General features: G+C 62.1%; 14 protein-coding genes, 2 pseudogenes and 1 riboswitch. All 16 genes and pseudogenes read left to right on the forward strand.

Translation table 11 applies throughout. The features are described 5' to 3' along the window. Window positions 1–144 precede the first annotated feature (144 nt). Window positions 145–2,321: pseudogene (locus tag C9I57_RS30525) on the forward strand (TonB-dependent receptor). Between the two features lie 24 nt (window positions 2,322–2,345). After that, window positions 2,346–3,005, forward strand: coding sequence for a MotA/TolQ/ExbB proton channel family protein (locus C9I57_RS30530; RefSeq protein ID WP_107154255.1), 660 nt, complete (start codon window positions 2,346–2,348; stop codon window positions 3,003–3,005). Further along, complete coding sequence (locus C9I57_RS30535; RefSeq protein WP_107154256.1) at window positions 3,002–3,400, forward strand: ExbD/TolR family protein; 399 nt, start codon at window positions 3,002–3,004, stop codon at window positions 3,398–3,400. The genes C9I57_RS30530 and C9I57_RS30535 overlap by 4 nt, the downstream gene beginning before the upstream one ends. Further along, window positions 3,393–4,166 (forward strand): energy transducer TonB, encoded by a 774-nt coding sequence (locus tag C9I57_RS33520; RefSeq protein WP_258187911.1) that lies wholly within the window; start codon window positions 3,393–3,395, stop codon window positions 4,164–4,166. The genes C9I57_RS30535 and C9I57_RS33520 overlap by 8 nt, the downstream gene beginning before the upstream one ends. A gap of 83 nt (window positions 4,167–4,249) precedes the next feature. Beyond that, window positions 4,250–5,167 (forward strand): metal ABC transporter solute-binding protein, encoded by a 918-nt coding sequence (locus tag C9I57_RS30545; protein ID WP_107154257.1) that lies wholly within the window; start codon window positions 4,250–4,252, stop codon window positions 5,165–5,167. Window positions 5,168–5,497: 330 nt separating this feature from the next. Then, window positions 5,498–5,695, forward strand: a riboswitch (cobalamin riboswitch). Between the two features lie 90 nt (window positions 5,696–5,785). Then, window positions 5,786–6,844 carry a HoxN/HupN/NixA family nickel/cobalt transporter gene (locus tag C9I57_RS30550; protein ID WP_107154258.1) on the forward strand — a complete coding sequence of 353 codons (1,059 nt, stop codon included), beginning with the start codon at window positions 5,786–5,788 and terminating at the stop codon, window positions 6,842–6,844. Window positions 6,845–7,056: 212 nt separating this feature from the next. After that, entirely contained in the window at window positions 7,057–7,263 is a 207-nt protein-coding gene (locus tag C9I57_RS33525) for a potassium-transporting ATPase subunit KdpA (protein WP_258187912.1), read from the forward strand. Then, a complete protein-coding gene (locus tag C9I57_RS32940) occupies window positions 7,176–7,493 on the forward strand; it encodes a hypothetical protein (protein WP_181322015.1) in 318 nt (105 codons plus the stop codon). The genes C9I57_RS33525 and C9I57_RS32940 overlap by 88 nt, the downstream gene beginning before the upstream one ends. A gap of 127 nt (window positions 7,494–7,620) precedes the next feature. Continuing rightward, entirely contained in the window at window positions 7,621–7,728 is a 108-nt protein-coding gene (locus tag C9I57_RS33870) for a potassium ABC transporter ATPase (protein ID WP_440130259.1), read from the forward strand. Further along, entirely contained in the window at window positions 7,728–7,820 is a 93-nt protein-coding gene (gene kdpF / locus C9I57_RS30565; protein WP_107154267.1) for a K(+)-transporting ATPase subunit F, read from the forward strand. The genes C9I57_RS33870 and kdpF overlap by 1 nt, the downstream gene beginning before the upstream one ends. Then, window positions 7,817–9,625 carry a potassium-transporting ATPase subunit KdpA gene (gene kdpA, locus C9I57_RS30570; protein ID WP_107154259.1) on the forward strand — a complete coding sequence of 603 codons (1,809 nt, stop codon included), beginning with the start codon at window positions 7,817–7,819 and terminating at the stop codon, window positions 9,623–9,625. Before kdpF ends, kdpA begins: the two co-directional genes overlap by 4 nt. 13 nt (window positions 9,626–9,638) lie before the next feature. Beyond that, window positions 9,639–11,786, forward strand: coding sequence for a potassium-transporting ATPase subunit KdpB (gene kdpB, locus C9I57_RS30575; RefSeq protein WP_107154260.1), 2,148 nt, complete (start codon window positions 9,639–9,641; stop codon window positions 11,784–11,786). A gap of 21 nt (window positions 11,787–11,807) precedes the next feature. Further along, a complete protein-coding gene (gene kdpC / locus C9I57_RS30580) occupies window positions 11,808–12,389 on the forward strand; it encodes a potassium-transporting ATPase subunit KdpC (protein WP_107154261.1) in 582 nt (193 codons plus the stop codon). Between the two features lie 86 nt (window positions 12,390–12,475). Next, on the forward strand, window positions 12,476–15,367 hold the full coding sequence (locus tag C9I57_RS30585) for a sensor histidine kinase (protein WP_107154262.1): 2,892 nt from the start codon (window positions 12,476–12,478) through the stop codon (window positions 15,365–15,367). A gap of 3 nt (window positions 15,368–15,370) precedes the next feature. Further along, window positions 15,371–16,075 carry a response regulator gene (locus tag C9I57_RS30590; protein WP_107154263.1) on the forward strand — a complete coding sequence of 235 codons (705 nt, stop codon included), beginning with the start codon at window positions 15,371–15,373 and terminating at the stop codon, window positions 16,073–16,075. 236 nt (window positions 16,076–16,311) lie between these two features. Continuing rightward, window positions 16,312–16,527 (forward strand): annotated as a pseudogene (locus tag C9I57_RS33875) (universal stress protein); the annotation flags it as partial. Window positions 16,528–16,655: the final 128 nt, after the last annotated feature.

Consider the following 16,655-nt stretch of genomic DNA (forward strand, 5'->3'; position numbering starts at 1 on the left):
CCTCAGTTGATACGTTATATCATCTCGCGCCCATAGTGATACGTTATATCATTGCCAATCTGCGTCGAGCGTCGTGCGGGATTGCCGGAAAAGCGCTCGACGTAAGGGGCTTCCCCCCATTCAAAGCACAACGAGAAGAGGAAGATGGAACGCTCACGCATAGCCCGAGCCTGCGCGGTGGTGGTCGCGCAGCTTCTGTGGTCGCACACGCTGGTCGCTCATGCGCAGGCCGCGGCGGCCGATGCCGCCAGCGGCACGCAAGGCCGGACAATGCCCTCGAATGCAAATACCCAGCAGGGTGATGCAACGAGCCTCGACGTCACCGTCAACGCGAAGCGCCTCGATCGCGCGCCCGCAACGGACTGCTGCCCGAAGTGGGGAGCAGCGTCTACCGGATCACGCAATCTGATATCGACACCATGCCGCAGGGGGCAAACACACCGCTGAATCAAGTCTTGCTTCAGGCGCCCGGCGTAGCGAACGATTCGTATGGGCAACTGCACGTGCGCGGCGAGCATGCGAATCTGCAATATCGAATCGACGGAATCATGATCCCGGAGCCGATCAGCGGTTTCGGCCAATCGTTCGATTCGCGGATCATCGATCAGGTCAACCTCGTAACCGGTGCGTTGCCCGCACAGTACGGCGACCGGACGGCGGGCATCGTCGACATTCGCACGAAGGAGGGCAACGCGGGCAACGGCGGCACGATCGATGTCTACGGCGGCAGCCATCAAACCATCCAGACGAGCGGTGAAGTCTTCGGCTCGAGTGGTCCGCTCAGCTATTACTTCACGGGCACGCTCGGCGAAAACAATCTGGGCATCGAAGCGCCCACTTCCGACGCCAATCCGCTGCACGATCACACGCACCAGGGTAACGGCTTCGGCTATCTGTCGTACATGGTCGACCCGCTCACGCGAGTCAGCGTCATGTTCGGCGCCGTGGCCAATCACTTTCAAATTCCGAATACGCCAGGATTGACACCCGTCTTCACGTTGAACGGGACGCCTGCATTCAATTCGGCGAACCTCGGCGAAACGCAGTCCGAACTCAACAACTTTGCCGTCGTCGCCTTGCAGGGCACGAACGGCGCCGCGCTCGACTATCAGGTCGCGCTTTACACACGCTATACGCGCACGCAGTTCAACCCCGATCGGGTGGGCGATCTGATCTTCAACGGGGTCGCGTCGAGCGACTTTCACAGCAATCAGGCCAACGGGCTGCAGGCCGATACGACGTACCGGCTCGGCGACAAGCATACCGTCCGCGCGGGGATCATGTTCGAGCAGGAACACGCCAGTTTCAACAACAGCGTGGCGGTGTTCCCCGTCGACACGAACGGCAATCAGCTTTCGGATCAGTCGTTTACGATCAACGATTCGAACAGCAGGACCGGTTACCTCTATGGGCTTTATCTGCAAGACGAGTGGAAGGTTACGAGCAAGCTGACGTTGAATTACGGCGTGCGCTACGATCGCGTGGACGAATTCGTTCAAGCAGGGCAATTGAGTCCGCGTATTGGGCTCGTTTATCAGCCGACCAATGCAACGACGCTACATGCGGGCTACGCGCGCTATTTCACGCCACCGCCTATGGAGCTCGTGTCCGATTCGACGATCGGTCTCTTCAACGGCACGACGAATCAAGCAGCGAACTCGCAAAACGATCCGGTGAAGCCTGAGCGCAGCCACTACTTCGATATCGGCATCTCGCAGCGCGTCACGTCTGACCTCACGCTCGGCCTCGATGCGTACTATAAGATCGCGCGTGACCTCATCGATGAAGGCCAATTCGGAACCGCACGCATCTATACGGCCTTCAACTACCAGTACGGCCGCGTCTATGGCCTTGAGCTCACGGCGAACTACAAGCACGAGAATATCTCGGCCTATGCGAACGTCGCCTGGAGCCGCGCGCAGGGCAAGAACATTGAGTCCGCGCAGTTCAACTTCGGCACTGATGAGCTTGCGTACGCCGCGGGCAACTGGATCTATCTCGATCACAATCAGCGCGTCACAGCCTCGTTCGGCGGTGCCTATGCGCTCGGCAGAACGAAGTTCACGCTCGACGGCATCGTCGGCAGCGGTTTGCGTAGCGGCTTTGCCAATACCGACAAGCTGCCGTGGTATTGGCAGCTCAACCTCGGCGTGATCGAGCATTTCAACGCACCGCTCATCGGCAAGTTCGATGGCCGGCTCGTGCTCATCAACGCGTTCAACAGCGTCTACGAGTTGCGCGACGGCTCCGGCATCGGCGTACAGGCGCCGCAGTACGGCCCGCAACGCGCGATCTACGCGGGCATCACGAAGCACTTCTAAGGCATCTCCCGGAGCAAAAATCTCATGAACGACTGGACTGGTTTCACCGAAGCGGTGCGTGCGGGTGGCTGGGTCGTCTATCCGCTCAGCGTGCTCGCCATCGCGGCGTTGACCATCATGATCGACCGTGCGTATGTCTTCTGGCGTTATACGCGCATTCCGGAAGCGTTCTTGCTGTCGAGCGAAAATGGGAATGGCGGAAACGGTGGGAACGGAACGACCCGCTCGGCCGCCCGCACGCTGCCGGAAAGACATCTTTTGAGCCGCATCGACGCGCTTCTCTCCGATCACGACGAGGCGCCGCTTTGGCGAACCGAAGCGCGAATCGAAACGGCAGCGACGAGAATCGAGCGCGACATGAGCCGCGGCCTCTGGCTGCTCGAAACGATCGTGACAGCCGCCCCGCTGATCGGCCTGCTGGGGACGATCGTCGGTATGATGCGCTCGTTCCGGCTGATCGGCGGCGACGGTCTCGTGAGCCCGGTCGGCGTGTCGGGCGGCGTCGCGCAGGCGCTTGTCGCCACGGCGATCGGTTTAATCATCGCGCTCGTCGCGCTCTTCGCGTTCAACTACTTTTCGCGGCGCGTCGACCGGCTGATGGACGAGATTGAATCGTTCGCGAACGAACGGCTCAGCGAGATTCGTCTTGCTCGCGAGACCGGCGACGCTGGTGGGCGATCATGAAGCTGCGCCGTTCCCGTGTTTCGAAGCGCGGGCGCATCGAGATCATTCCGATGATCGACGTGATGTTCTTCCTGCTCGCGACGTTCATGTTGACGTCGCTTGCGATGCATCGCCTCGACTCGGTCCGCATCGATTTGCCGCGCGGGCAAGCGCAGCAGATGCCGGCGGACCGGCCGGTGGCGCTATCGGTCGATCGCGCCAATCAGATCTATATCAATCGGCAGCCGGTCGCGCTCGAAGAAATCAGTGGCAGCTTGAAGCGCTTCATCGGCCCTGACGGTAACCTCGTGGTGGCCGCCGATGACGGCGCATCGCACGGCATCGTCGTTCAAGCCATGCTCGGGGCGCGAAAAGCTGGCGCCAGGCATTTTCTCGTTGCTGTCCATCGTGAATAGGCGATTGGTTTCGCTTGCCGCGAAACGTCGCAGCAGCGCGTGGCGACTCGCCGGTGCGACGTTGCTCGCCGCGGCGGCGTGGGCATTCTTCCTCTCGCACGCGCGATGGCTGCTCTCGGCAAGCGAACCGGTCGCGCACCGGAATGAACCGCTCGATGTGCGGCTCGTCGAATGGCACCAGCCGAATAACCAATCAAGCACTGCCGCGAATAGCACAAACGCGAAGCCACAGAAAACGGCGCCGCAACCAGCTGCTCGTGCGGCGGTAAGACCCACGCATGTCGTGCCACGCCGAGCCGACGTTGTGCGGATGCCGGTGCCGAAGAGCGCCGCGCCTGTCCCACCTCGCACGCCCGAAACGGTCCAGCAGCCGCCGCCTCCCCCGAAGCCCGCCGCGTCGCAGCGCTCGGCGGAAGCGGCTGACGCGCTTTCGAGCACAAGCGCGCCGTCGCCTTCAGCCACAGAGCGACCGACAGCGGGCCGTTCGGACGCGCTGGCAAGCGGGCCCGCCCGCCTCATCGCACAGCCGCTGCCCGAACTGCCCGACGATATGCGGGAAGAAGGCTATCAATTCGTTGCAATCGCGCGCTTTGTGATTCACGCGGACGGAACGTTCGACGTCGAGCTGATCAAGGCCACACCGAACGCGCGGCTCAACCAAATATTGATGACGACGCTGCATGAATGGCGTTTCGTTCCGGCAACCGAAGCGGGGCACCCGGTGGAGAGCCACCAGGACGTGCGTGTGCACTTCAATGTGGATTGAGCGATGTGCCCTGTTTTTTGATCCCTAGGATCCAACCTGATGCGCGGCGTTCGTCGCGCTACAAGAAAGCATAGGAGCAAGTAATGAACACAATCGAGTCGTTCGAAGGCATCGCACGCCACGCGCGGAAACTGTCGAAGTTCGTAGTGGCCGGCGCCACGGCACTCGTATTCGCTGGCACTGCGCTCGCGCAAGCACGCATCCCGGTCGTCGCAGCCGAAAATTTTTATGGCGATGTCGTGAAGCAACTCGGCGGCGGGCACGTCGACGTGACCAGCATCCTAAGCAACCCGGACCAGGATCCGCATCTGTTCGAAGCAAGCCCGAAGACGGCCCGCGCGTTACAGCATGCGAGCCTCGTGGTTTACAACGGCGCCGACTACGATCCTTGGATGGATAAGCTCCTTGCCGCCACGAAGACCGAGAAGCGCACGACCATTGTCGCCGCGAGCCTCGTCGGCAAAAAGAGCGGCGACAACCCGCATCTGTGGTACGACCCGGCGACGATGCCGGCTGTCGCACGCGCGGTCGGCGCCTCGCTCGTAACTGCCGATCCGCCCCACAAGGCCGACTACGACGCGAACCTCGCGAAGTTCCTTGACTCGCTGAAACCGATCGACAACAAGGTTGCTGCGCTGCGCCAGCGCTATAAAGGGGTGCCCGTCACAGCCACCGAGCCCGTTTTCGGCTACATGGCCGATGCGATCGGCTTCGAGATGCGCAATCCGCGCTTCCAGCTCGCTGTGATAAACGACACGGAACCGAGCGCCTCCGACATCGCCGCGTTCGAGCGCGACTTGCGCAACAAGCGCGTGCGCGTCTTGATTTACAACAGCCAGGCAACCGGGGCGCTGAGCAAGCGCATGCTCAAGCTCGCGCAGAGCTCGGGCGTGCCGAGAGTCAGCGTCACCGAAACTCAGCCGGCCGGCAAGACCTTCCAGCAATGGATGCTCGGGCAGCTAGAAGCGCTTGCCGTCGCACTCGAAAGCAAGGGCCAATAACCGCAACAGCTATTGTGATATAGAAGAACCAGCGCCGTGCGACCGGTGTGACGCTACTGTGCCAGGAGTGACGGCGCTGATACCGACCCGTTTGCGGATCCGCAAGCGTTCATGACCGTCCGCCGGGAGCCCGCATAGGGCGATTCAGTTTCGGGGTGCCCTCAAGATTCGGATTTTGCGACATTTGAAATGCACGCCGTGAACGCTTGGCGTAGGAAGAATGCAAGACGAATGCAAGTTCGTTGCGGATTGTTAGCTGCGAAAGAATGCATCGCGCCAGCTACTCAGGCTGAGTCGCCATAGTGCTTGACTGACCACATCCCAAATCGGTACGCTTGCGCCCTGATGGTTCCCGGCGACGGGATCAAAAGGGAACGCAGTAGAGAAGCGGCGACGCTTCGAGTCTGCGGCTGCCCCCGCAACTGTAAGCGGCGAGTCTGTGCCATTCTTGACCACTGGGCAACTGGGAAGGTCGGCATCGGGCTGCGACCCGCAAGCCAGGAGACCTGCCATCAACCGAGGTCCAAGCAGCCGCAACGGGCGGGGTGTCCCGGTGCGCAAGCGCCACTATGTTTGTGTCGCCCGTTGCAAGGACAGCCCGACCTCAGGATCTATCACATGTCCACCGTTCTGAAAATCGCTTCCGCTCCGGGAGCGCTCAGCCGCCGCATCGCCGGCATTTACTTCGTTCTCGCGGTCTTCAATATCGGCGCTTGGATCTGGGCGTTCATCGCCTTTCATGCGCACCCTCTGCTGCTCGGCACCGGTCTGCTCGCTTACGGCTTCGGCTTGCGCCATGCGGTCGATGCCGACCATATTGCCGCCATCGACAACGTCACGCGCAAGCTGATGCAGGACGGCCAGCGTCCCGTCACGGTCGGTTTCTTCTTTGCGATCGGCCACTCCGCTGTGGTCCTGCTGGTTTCGGCTGCCGTGGCCGCGACAGCCGCCGCCCTGGAAAGCCGTATCGACGCATGGAAATCTCTTGGCGGCGTCATCTCCACGAGCGTATCTGCGCTCTTTCTGTTTCTCATCGCGGCGATGAACACCGTCATCCTGCGCGGCGTGTGGCGGGCGTTCGACAACGTCCGCCGCGGCGAACCCTACGACAATGACGACCTCGACTTGCTGCTGAACAGTCGCGGATTACTCGCCCGACTCTTCGGTCCGTTGTTCCGTCTCGTTTCAAAGCCGTTGTGGATGCTCCCACTCGGCTTCCTGTTCGGCCTCGGGTTTGACACTGCGACGGAGGTGAGCCTGCTCGGCATTTCGGCGAGCCAAGCTGCGCAAGGAGTGTCGATGGGCGTGGTGCTGGTGTTTCCGGTTCTCTTCGCAGCCGGCATGTCGCTCGTCGATACAACCGACGGCATCCTGATGCTCGGCGCTTACGACTGGGCCTTCGTGCGACCCATCCGCAAGCTCTACTACAACCTCACGATCACGCTGGTCTCCGTCGTCGTCGCATTGCTGATAGGCGGCATCGAGACTCTCGGTCTGCTTGCCGACCAGTTCAGTCTGAAAGGGGCGTTCTGGGACGTCATCGGCACCCTCAACGACAACTTCAATAATCTCGGCTTCATCATCATCGGCGTATTCGTTTTCGCGTGGGTGGCGTCGTTCGTCGTCTACCGCGTGAAGCGTTATGACGAACTTCCTGCGTATCCCGCAGGCCAGTAGATTCACCGCAGCGCGATGGCGAGACGGTCAGGCCGCCAGGGACTGATCGTCCCGGCCTCACTCAGGCGGGTCCGAGACCAACAGCCCCCGTAACATCCAGATCGCTCGCGAGGCTCTGATCCCGAACCGGGGGCACCGCTGGGCATAGGCCCTCGGCCTCGCGAAAGCACGACAGCCCCAATCCGCTCGCAGGCCTCTCGCCGATGATCGGGATGTGGATCAACTGCGTCTTCGGGGGCAAAGGCGCCGGCATGATCGATCTGCTGCTGTTGCTCATCATCGGCGTGTTCATCGCCGGCCAGATGGTGGCGCGGGCGACATCGACACCGTCGTGCTCGATAAAACCGGCACGATCACGGTTGGCAGTCGCCGCGCGTCCGCCTTCGTTCCGCTCGGGACCGCCGACGAAAACGAGCTGAAACGGCTCGCCGCTCTCGCGTCGTTCGGTGAACAAACGCCCGAGGACAAGAGCATTGCAGCCATTCGCCGGTGGCGATCAACACTGGCGCCGCGATCGCAATGGCCGCGCAGGCGACGACAATCCGTACCGGCCAGCCTCGGACCTTGTATCGATGCTTCCACCCGTCGCGGCTCTGCGCTCGCGCTCGGCCCGCTCGCCGAGGAGCTCACGATGAGCGTGGTGCGCTGATCCCCACAAACGCTTCGAGCGTCGATTTTTACGCGTTCTTTATATCGCTGCCTATGCTTTTATCGCGGCGTTTATCCCGCCTCGTCTATGCTTCACGCTGTCCAAATCCGCTACGGAGAATACAAGAATGGACTTCGTTTATATGGTAGGCATCGCCGTGTTTCTCGGGCTCACCATTGCACTTGCCGCCGGTTGCGAGAAACTGCGCAGCCGTGCGCCAGGAGGTCGGCCGTGATCGCATGGATGATGTGGCTCGCCGGAGCCTCGACGTTGATTTTGCTCGCTTACCTCGTGTACGCCCTGCTGCGTGCGGAGGACCTTGAATGAATGCCAACGACCTTTTCCAGACGGTGCTCTTCATCGTCGTCCTGATTGCGCTCGCCATTCCGCTTGGCTGGTACATGACGGCCGTGCTCGACGGCTCGTCAGTCGTCGTGCGCAAAATCGGCAGACCGATCGAGCATTTCCTCTACAAAATCGCCGGCATCGACGCACAATTGGAGATGTCGTGGAAGCATTACGCGATCGCGGTGCTGCTATTCAACGCGCTTGGCGCGCTCGTCGTCTATGGTTTCCTGCGCCTGCAACAGTGGCTGCCCGCGAACCCGCAGGGGTTCGGCCCAATGACACCTGACGCCGCGTTTGATACGGCGGTGAGCTTCATTACGAACACGAACTGGCAGGACTACACGCCGGAGGCGACGGTCAGCTATCTGACGCAGATGGCTGGCCTGACCGTGCAAAACTTCCTGTCGGCGGCGACGGGTATCGCAGTGGTGGTCGCTCTGATTCGCGGTTTTGCGCGTCATACCATGAAAACGATCGGCAACTTCTGGGTCGACTTGACGCGTATCACGCTTTATATTCTCGCGCCATTATCGATCGTGGTAGCGCTGGTTTTCGTGAGTCAGGGCGCCATCCAGAACTTCAAGGCCTATCAGGAAGTCTCCACTGTCCAGGTGACGACCTATCAAGTGCCGAAGACAGACGCCCAGGGCAATCCAGTGAAAGACGCCAAGGGCAATCCGGTGATGCAGGACGTGAAGGCCGACAAGCAGATCATCGCGATGGGTCCGGTCGCATCACAAGAAGCGATCAAGATGCTCGGCACGAATGGCGGCGGGTTCTTTAATGCCAACTCGGCGCATCCTTATGAGAACCCGACGCCGCTCTCCGATTTCGTACAGATCCTGTCCATCCTCGTCATTCCCGCTGGGTTATGCGTCGTGTTCGGCCGCATGGTGGGTGATCGCCGTCAGGGATACGCGGTTCTTGCGGCCATGACGATCGCGTTCGCCGTGGCATGCTGGGGCGAAATCTCCGCCGAGCAGGCGGGTAACCCGGTCTTCGCTTCGTTGCACGTCGATGAGAGCGCGTCCGCGCTTCAGGCGGGAGGCAACGCGGAGGGTAAGGAGGTCCGCTTCGGCATTGCTCAGTCGGGCATCTTTACGGTAGCGACGACGGCGGCATCGTGCGGCGCGGTCAACAACATGCATGACTCGCTGACACCGATGGGCGGTTTCGTGCCGCTGCTGCTGATCCAGCTCGGCGAAGTCATTTTCGGCGGCGTCGGCTCGGGGCTCTACGGCATGCTCGTCTTCGCGCTGCTCGCCGTCTTTGTGGCGGGACTCATGATCGGACGCACCCCCGAGTACGTGGGCAAGAAGATCGAGTCCTTCGAGATGAAGATGGTCTCGATCGCCATTCTGCTGACGCCGTTCCTCGTGCTCGTCGGCGCTTCGATCGGAGTGCTTTCGCCGCTCGGCACCGCGGGCATCGCGAACCCCGGTCCGCACGGCTTCTCGGAAATTCTGTACGCCTTCAGTTCGGCGGCCAATAACAACGGCAGTGCATTTGCCGGTCTGTCCGTGAACACGCCCTTCTATAACGTGCTGCTCGCCATCGCGATGTGGTTCGGCCGCTTCGGCACGATCGTGCCCGTACTGGCGATCGCGGGCTCGCTCGCCAACAAGAAGCGCTTGGCCGCGACGGCGGGCACGCTGCCGACGCATGGACCGCTCTTCGTGGTCCTGTTGCTAGGAACGCTCGTACTCGTCGGTGCGCTGACCTATGTGCCGGCCCTGGCGTTGGGCCCCGTCGTCGAGCATCTGATGATGATCTCGGGTCACTGATTTCGAGGAAAGCATGACTACTTCCAATCAACCGCGTCTTCATCGTCCCGACAATCTCGGGCAGGCGCGCACCGCGGCACGCTCGATGTTCGACCCCGTGCTCGTGAAGCCGGCGATCGTCGATTCGTTCAAGAAGCTCGCGCCGCGCACCCAGTTGCGCAATCCGGTGATGTTCTGCGTCTATCTCGGCAGCATCTTGACGACGGTCCTTTGGATCGCCGCGCTGATCGGCCAGGCAGAGGCACCCGCAGGCTTCATCCTTGCCATCTCGCTCTGGCTCTGGTTCACAGTGCTCTTTGCGAACTTCGCCGAGGCGCTCGCCGAAGGGCGCTCGAAGGCGCAGGCCGCCTCGTTGAGGAGTGCCAAACACAACGTGGTGGCGAAGAAACTCAACGAGCCGCATCCGAAGTCGCCGGTGCTCATCACGGCGTCGACCGAGCTGCGTAGGGACGATGTGGTGCTCGTCGAAGCCGGCGACACGATTCCGGCCGACGGCGAGGTGATCGACGGTGTCGCATCGGTCGATGAATCGGCGATTACGGGCGAATCGGCACCTGTGATCCGCGAATCGGGCGGCGACTTCTCGTCCGTGACGGGCGGCACACGAGTGCTGTCCGACTGGATCGTCGTGCGCGTCAGTGTTAATCCGGGCGAAGCGTTTCTCGATCGTATGATCGCGATGGTCGAAGGTGCCAAGCGCCAGAAGACGCCGAACGAGATTGCGCTGACGATCCTGCTCGTCGCGCTGACGCTCGTGCTGCTCTTCGCAACCGCTACACTGCTGCCGTTCTCGATCTTTGCCGTGGCCGCAGTCAAGCTGGGCCACGTCGTCACGATTACGGTGCTCGTCGCGCTCCTCGTCTGCCTGATCCCGACCACGATCGGGGGCTTGTTATCCGCCATCGGTGTCGCCGGAATGAGCCGAATGATGCAGGCGAACGTGATCGCCACGTCAGGGCGCGCCGTTGAAGCGGCCGGCGACGTGGATGTGCTGCTGCTTGACAAGACCGGCACCATTACGCTCGGCAATCGTCAGGCCTCGACGTTCCTGCCAGCCCCGCTCGTCACGGAGGAGGCGCTGGCGGACGCCGCTCAGCTGTCGTCCCTCGCCGATGAGACACCTGAAGGCCGCAGCATCGTGGTCCTGGCCAAGCAGCGTTTCAACATGCGCGAACGTGACATGGCTTCACTGCATGCGCATTTCCTCGGCTTTACCGCGCAAACGCGCATGAGCGGCGTCGACCTGCCGAATCGCGAGATCCGCAAGGGCGCCGCCGAGGCGGTGCGCCGCTACGTCGAGGAAAACGGCGGACGCTTTCCGCAGGAAGTGCAAAAGCTCGTCGACGATGTCGCGCGCCGCGGCAGCACGCCGCTCGTCGTGGCCGACAAGCCGGGCGCACACGGCACCGAGCAGGGCGCAGCGCGCGTGCTCGGCGTGATCGAACTGAAGGACATCGTGAAGGGCGGCATCAAAGAGCGCTTTGCCGAGCTTCGCAAGATGGGCATCAAAACCGTGATGATCACGGGCGACAACCGGCTCACCGCGGCGGCCATTGCTGCGGAGGCCGGCGTGGACGACTTCCTTGCCGAAGCGACGCCTGAAGCGAAACTGGCGATGATCCGCACGCACCAGGCCGAGGGGCGGCTGGTCGCGATGACGGGCGACGGTACGAACGACGCTCCGGCACTCGCGCAGGCCGACGTGGCCGTGGCGATGAACACGGGTACGCAAGCTGCGAAGGAAGCGGGCAACATGGTCGACCTCGATTCAAACCCGACGAAGCTCATCGAGATCGTCGAGATCGGCAAGCAAATGCTGATGACGCGTGGCTCGCTGACGACGTTCTCGATCGCCAACGATGTCGCGAAGTACTTCGCGATCATTCCAGCGGCGTTTGCGACGACCTATCCGCAGTTGCGCGTGCTCGACATCATGCATTTGTCGTCGCCGAGCTCCGCGATTTTGTCGGCGGTGATCTTCAATGCGCTCATCATAGTGTTCCTGATTCCGCTTGCGCTAAAGGGCGTCAAGTACCGCGCGCTTGGAGCGGCCGCGCTGTTACGCCGCAATCTTCTGATCTATGGCCTCGGCGGCATCGTTTTGCCGTTCCCGTTCATTAAGCTGATCGACATGGCGCTCGCCGCGATGGGCTGGGCTTGACTTCACCGATTCTCAACGATCATGAAAAACCTTTTGCGACCCGTGCTGGTATTGTTTGCAGCGATGACGGTGATCACGGGCATCGTCTACCCCGTCGTCGTAACCGCGATCGGCCAAGCTGTGTTTCCGCATCAGGCGAACGGCAGCCTTATCGAGAAGGACGGCAAGCCGGTCGGCTCCGAGTTGATCGGCCAGCAGTTCGACGCGCCGCACTACTTCTGGGGGCGGCTCTCGGCCACCACGCCGAATCCGTACAACGCGCAGAACTCGGGCGGCTCGAATCTCGGGCCAACGAATCCCGCGCTCGCTGAGGAGGTGAAGGGTCGGCTCACGGCACTGCGCGACGCCGATCCGACGAATACGGCGCCAGTACCCGTCGATCTCGTCACGTCTTCGGGCAGCGGCCTCGACCCCGACATCTCGCCCGCGGCAGCGGCCTATCAGTCGGCGCGCGTGGCGAAGGCGCGCGGCCTGACGCGCGAGCAGGTTGAAGAACTGATCGCGCAAAACACCTCGGCGCGCCAATTCGGCGTGCTTGGCGAGCCACGGGTTAACGTCCTGAAGCTGAACCTGGCGCTTGATCAGCTCAAACCGATGCATTGATGACTGGAAGGAGAGTCAGCCGAGAGTGGCATACCATGTGTGTATGGCGGTGACTCGGCTGAGTCGATTACCAGGGGAAACGCGCCATGGAACGACCCGATCCTGATGCGCTGCTCGACAAAATCCAGCGCGACGAAGAAAAGCAGCGCCGGGGGCGGCTCAAGGTCTTCTTCGGCGCCTCGGCCGGTGTCGGCAAGACCTACGCGATGCTCCAGGCGGCACGGAACCGGCGCGAGGAAGGCATCGATGTGGTGGTCGGCATCGCCGAAACGCATGGCCGCAAGGAAACGCTCGCGCTGCTCGAGGGGCTCGAGGTTCTTCCGCCCGCTCGAATCGAGTATCGCGGACACGTGCTCTCTGAGTTCAATCTGGACGCCGCGCTTGCGCGCAAGCCCGAGCTCATTCTCGTGGACGAGCTCGCGCACTCGAATGTGCAGGGCTCGCGGCATCTGAAGCGATGGCAAGACGTGCATGAACTGCTCGACGCCGGTATCGACGTCTACACCACCGTCAACGTTCAGCATCTGGAAAGCCTCAACGATATCGTCGGGCAGATCACCGGGATTCGCGTATGGGAAACCGTCCCGGACCGCGTGTTCGATCTTGCCGACGAAGTCACGCTCGTCGACTTGCCGGCTGAAGAGTTGCTCGATCGCCTGCGCGAGGGCAAGGTCTATCTGCCACGTCAGGCCGAGCACGCGGTGCGCAATTTCTTCCGCAAGGGTAACCTGATCGCACTGCGCGAGCTCGCCTTGCGCCGCACCGCCGATCGCGTCGACGCGCAGATGCGCGAGTATCGCGCCGATCAGTCGATTGAGCGGATCTGGCAGGCGCGCGAACGCATCATCGTCTGCGTTGGCGCGGGGCCCGAGAGCGCGACGCTCGTGCGCGGGGCCGCACGGCTTGCCGGAAGCCTTAAGGCCGACTGGCTGGCAGTGTATGTCGAGACGCCGAAGCTGCAGCAGCTGCCCGACCCCATCCGCAAGCGAACGCTCGATGCCCTGAAGCTCGCCTCCGAGCTCGGTGCGGAAACCGTAACGTTGCAGGGCGAGGACGCGCCGCAAACGTTGATCGCCTATGCGGGCATGCGCAACGTCTCGAAGCTCGTCGTCGGGGCTTCGCCCTCGTCGGGTTGGCGCGCGTGGTTGCGGCGATCGACGGCCGAGCGGCTGATTCATGCCGCACGTGACATCGACGTGACGCTCGTGAACTCAGGCGCCGTACGAGAGGAAGCGGAGCGTCGCGATTCGGCGGCACGTTTTGCCGGGATCGGTGTCGAGGCGCGTCGCTCGCAACCCGTAGCATATGCCTATGCGATCGGCGTCTGCGCCGCCATCACGATCGTCGCCAGTGCCGCGCTCGACAGAATCTCGCTCACGAACCTCGTGATGCTCTACCTGCTTGGCACGATCTTCACGGCCGCGCGGCTCGGGCGTGGTCCTGGCGTCCTGTTTTCGTTCCTCGGCGTCGCGTCGTTCGACTTTTTCTTCGTGCCGCCGCGCCTCTCGTTCACCGTTTCCGATACGCAGTATGTGCTCACCTTCGTGGTGATGCTCGCTACGTCGCTGACGATCAGCCATCTGACGACGAGCCTGCGCAGGCAGGCGCGCATCGCGACGTTGCGCGAGCGCCGCACGGGCGCGATGTTCGCCATGACGAGAGAGCTCGGCGCGGCGCTGGCGACCGTGCAGATCATCGAGATCGGTTCGCGGCACGTGGCAGAGGTTTTTCAGGCACGCGTAGCGATCCTGTTGCCCGACGGCACGGAAAAGGTAAGACCGAAGATCGAAAACCCGGATCCTGCCGTGACGCTCGATGAGGCCGAGATCGACAGGGACATCGCGCAGTGGGTCTATGACCAGCAAAAGGCGGCCGGCCACGGCACGGACACGCTCCCCGCCGCGACGGCGCTCTACCTGCCACTGAAGGCGCCGATGCGCACGCGAGGCGTCATTGCGCTCGTTTCGCCGCGCATGGAAGACCTTCAGGTGCCGGAGCAGCGGCGCATGATCGAAACGTTTGCTGCGCAGATCGCACTGGCGATTGAGCGAGTCCACTATGTCGAAATCGCGCAGGACGCGCTCGTCAGTATGGAGTCCGAACGATTGCGAAACTCGCTGCTGTCGGCCATCTCGCATGACCTGCGCACGCCGTTGACGTCGATCGTCGGTTTCGCGTCAATGCTGGCCGAGGAGGCGGGCGGTGTGGAGGCAAACGGCGCGCGTTCGCGCGAGTTGGCCGAAGCCATCCATGACGAAGCGCTGCGCATGACGGGCCTTGTCACGAACCTGCTCGATATGGCCCGCTTGCAGGAAGGCAGCATGCGGCTCAATCGCCAATGGTCGTCGATCGAAGAGGTCGTCGGCTCGTCGGTGGCCGCCTGCCGGCGCGTGCTGGCAGGCCGGCGGATTCATACCCGCGTGCCGCCCGACCTGCCGCTCGTCCAGCTCGACGCGGTGCTTGTGGAAAGACTCTTTGCCAATCTCCTCGAAAACGCATCGAAGTACACGCCGTCTGGTTCGCCTATCGTGATTGCCGCGACGCTCGTGGACGAGGGCGAACATCGCTACCTCAAGGTCGAGGTGCATGACAGCGGGCCCGGCTTGCCGGCCGGCATGGAGGCGCGCGTATTCGAGAAGTTCACGCGGGGCGACAGGGAATCGGCCAAGCCTGGCATCGGTCTTGGTCTGGCCATTTGTCGTGCGATCGTCGAAGCGCATGGCGGCAAGATCGGCGCATCGAACCGGGTTTCCGCGGACGGATCGGTGCGCGGGGCGACGTTCTGGTTCACGGTTCCAGCGGACGAGACTCCACCTGACACGCCACCGCTCGATATCGAGCAGGCCGAGCAACCGCTCCATTTCGATCGAGCTGGGCCAGCCATGCAACCGGAGTCCCGCGGTAGCGATGATTTTGCGCCGGGGAGGACGGCGGGCGATTCAGGAGCCAATTTGAACGCATCGTCGGACGGCGCATAGACCATGTCGGAATCCACCATTACCGTCCTTCTGATCGAGGACGACAACCATATCCGCCGTTTCGTGCACGCCTCGGTGGAGGGTCAGGCAATGCGCGTGCTCGATGCGGATCTCGGCCGGCGAGGGCTGGCCCTGGCGGCGAGCGCGAGGCCCGATCTTGTCATCGTCGACCTCGGGCTGCCCGACATGGACGGAGCAGATGTCATTCGGCAATTGCGCGAATGGTCGTCGATACCCGTCATTGTGCTCTCGGCGCGCACGCGTGAGGATGAGAAAGTTGCGGCGTTGGACGCGGGTGCGGACGACTATCTGACGAAACCGTTCGGCGTCGCCGAACTGATGGCGCGCATTCGCGCGCAGTTGCGCAGACACAACCGCAGCGCGGCGGGAACATCGCTGATGTCGAAGATATGCTTCGGCGACGTTGCCGTCGATCTCGAGGTACGCACGGTCGAGCGCGAAGGAAAGGCGGTACACCTCACGCCGATCGAATATCGCCTGCTCGTGTCGCTGATTCGGCATGCCGGCCGCGTGCTGACGCATCGGCAATTGCTGCAGGAAGTGTGGGGGCCGGCGCGCACGGACAGCGCGCACTACCTGCGCATCTATATGGGACATTTGCGTCAGAAACTGGAGCGCGACCCGGCCCAGCCCGAGCACATCATCACCGAAACGGGCGTCGGCTACCGTCTGGTGGGCGTGCAATAGGAAGTAAGCATTCTATGCTTGTGATCATTGCTGTTGAATCCAGCTTTAACCGTTACGCGGTGAGCGCCGCCGGTGTTTCGCGTACGGCCGCGCGCGGCCTTGGTAGACGAAAGAGACGCCAAATATTGACAGTTTCTTTAGGCACACAGGCAACAGTTTTTCGGTATTTTGACGCGCGATTTGCTGCAATGACATCGTAGACAACGACATTGCGAGGTTGCTAAGTGTTGAAGCTCATGGTCCCGATACTTTGCCGAAGCGGGGCGCCTGAGGCCGCACGCCATGCCGCATTTCTGTTCGCTGAGCGATGCGTGTCTGAGGTCGAATTGATCGAGGTGCTCGAAGAGGTGGATCAGGGGCGAGCGGTCGCGTTTCACTCGCGGGGTAATTTGCGCCACCGAGAAAAGTTGTCGATGCGCGACGCGCTGATGCGAACGCGAGCGATCTTGGACGTGAGATTGACCCGCAAAAACGGACACCTATCCTTTTGATCAGGAGGTGTCGAAATGGGCAGGCATCGTACCCCATACCCGGCGGAATTCCGGGCCCACATGGTCGAGCTGGTGAAGGCCGGACGTAC

Source organism: Trinickia symbiotica (assembly GCF_003028655.1).
GTDB classification, from domain to species: domain Bacteria; phylum Pseudomonadota; class Gammaproteobacteria; order Burkholderiales; family Burkholderiaceae; genus Trinickia; species Trinickia symbiotica_A.

Excerpts from the sequence above, each read along its gene's own strand:
- C9I57_RS33870 (WP_440130259.1), top strand. The coding sequence starts at position 7,621 with ATGGACTTCGTTTATATGGTAGGCATCGCCGTGTTTCTCGGGCTCACC.
- C9I57_RS30530 (WP_107154255.1), top strand. The coding sequence starts at position 2,346 with ATGAACGACTGGACTGGTTTCACCGAAGCGGTGCGTGCGGGTGGCTGG.
- C9I57_RS30590 (WP_107154263.1), top strand. The coding sequence starts at position 15,371 with ATGTCGGAATCCACCATTACCGTCCTTCTGATCGAGGACGACAACCAT.
- kdpB (WP_107154260.1), top strand. The coding sequence starts at position 9,639 with ATGACTACTTCCAATCAACCGCGTCTTCATCGTCCCGACAATCTCGGG.
- C9I57_RS30550 (WP_107154258.1), top strand. The coding sequence starts at position 5,786 with ATGTCCACCGTTCTGAAAATCGCTTCCGCTCCGGGAGCGCTCAGCCGC.
- C9I57_RS30535 (WP_107154256.1), top strand. The coding sequence starts at position 3,002 with ATGAAGCTGCGCCGTTCCCGTGTTTCGAAGCGCGGGCGCATCGAGATC.
- C9I57_RS30585 (WP_107154262.1), top strand. The coding sequence starts at position 12,476 with ATGGAACGACCCGATCCTGATGCGCTGCTCGACAAAATCCAGCGCGAC.
- kdpC (WP_107154261.1), top strand. The coding sequence starts at position 11,808 with ATGAAAAACCTTTTGCGACCCGTGCTGGTATTGTTTGCAGCGATGACG.
- C9I57_RS33525 (WP_258187912.1), top strand. The coding sequence starts at position 7,057 with ATGTGGATCAACTGCGTCTTCGGGGGCAAAGGCGCCGGCATGATCGAT.
- C9I57_RS30545 (WP_107154257.1), top strand. The coding sequence starts at position 4,250 with ATGAACACAATCGAGTCGTTCGAAGGCATCGCACGCCACGCGCGGAAA.
- kdpA (WP_107154259.1), top strand. The coding sequence starts at position 7,817 with ATGAATGCCAACGACCTTTTCCAGACGGTGCTCTTCATCGTCGTCCTG.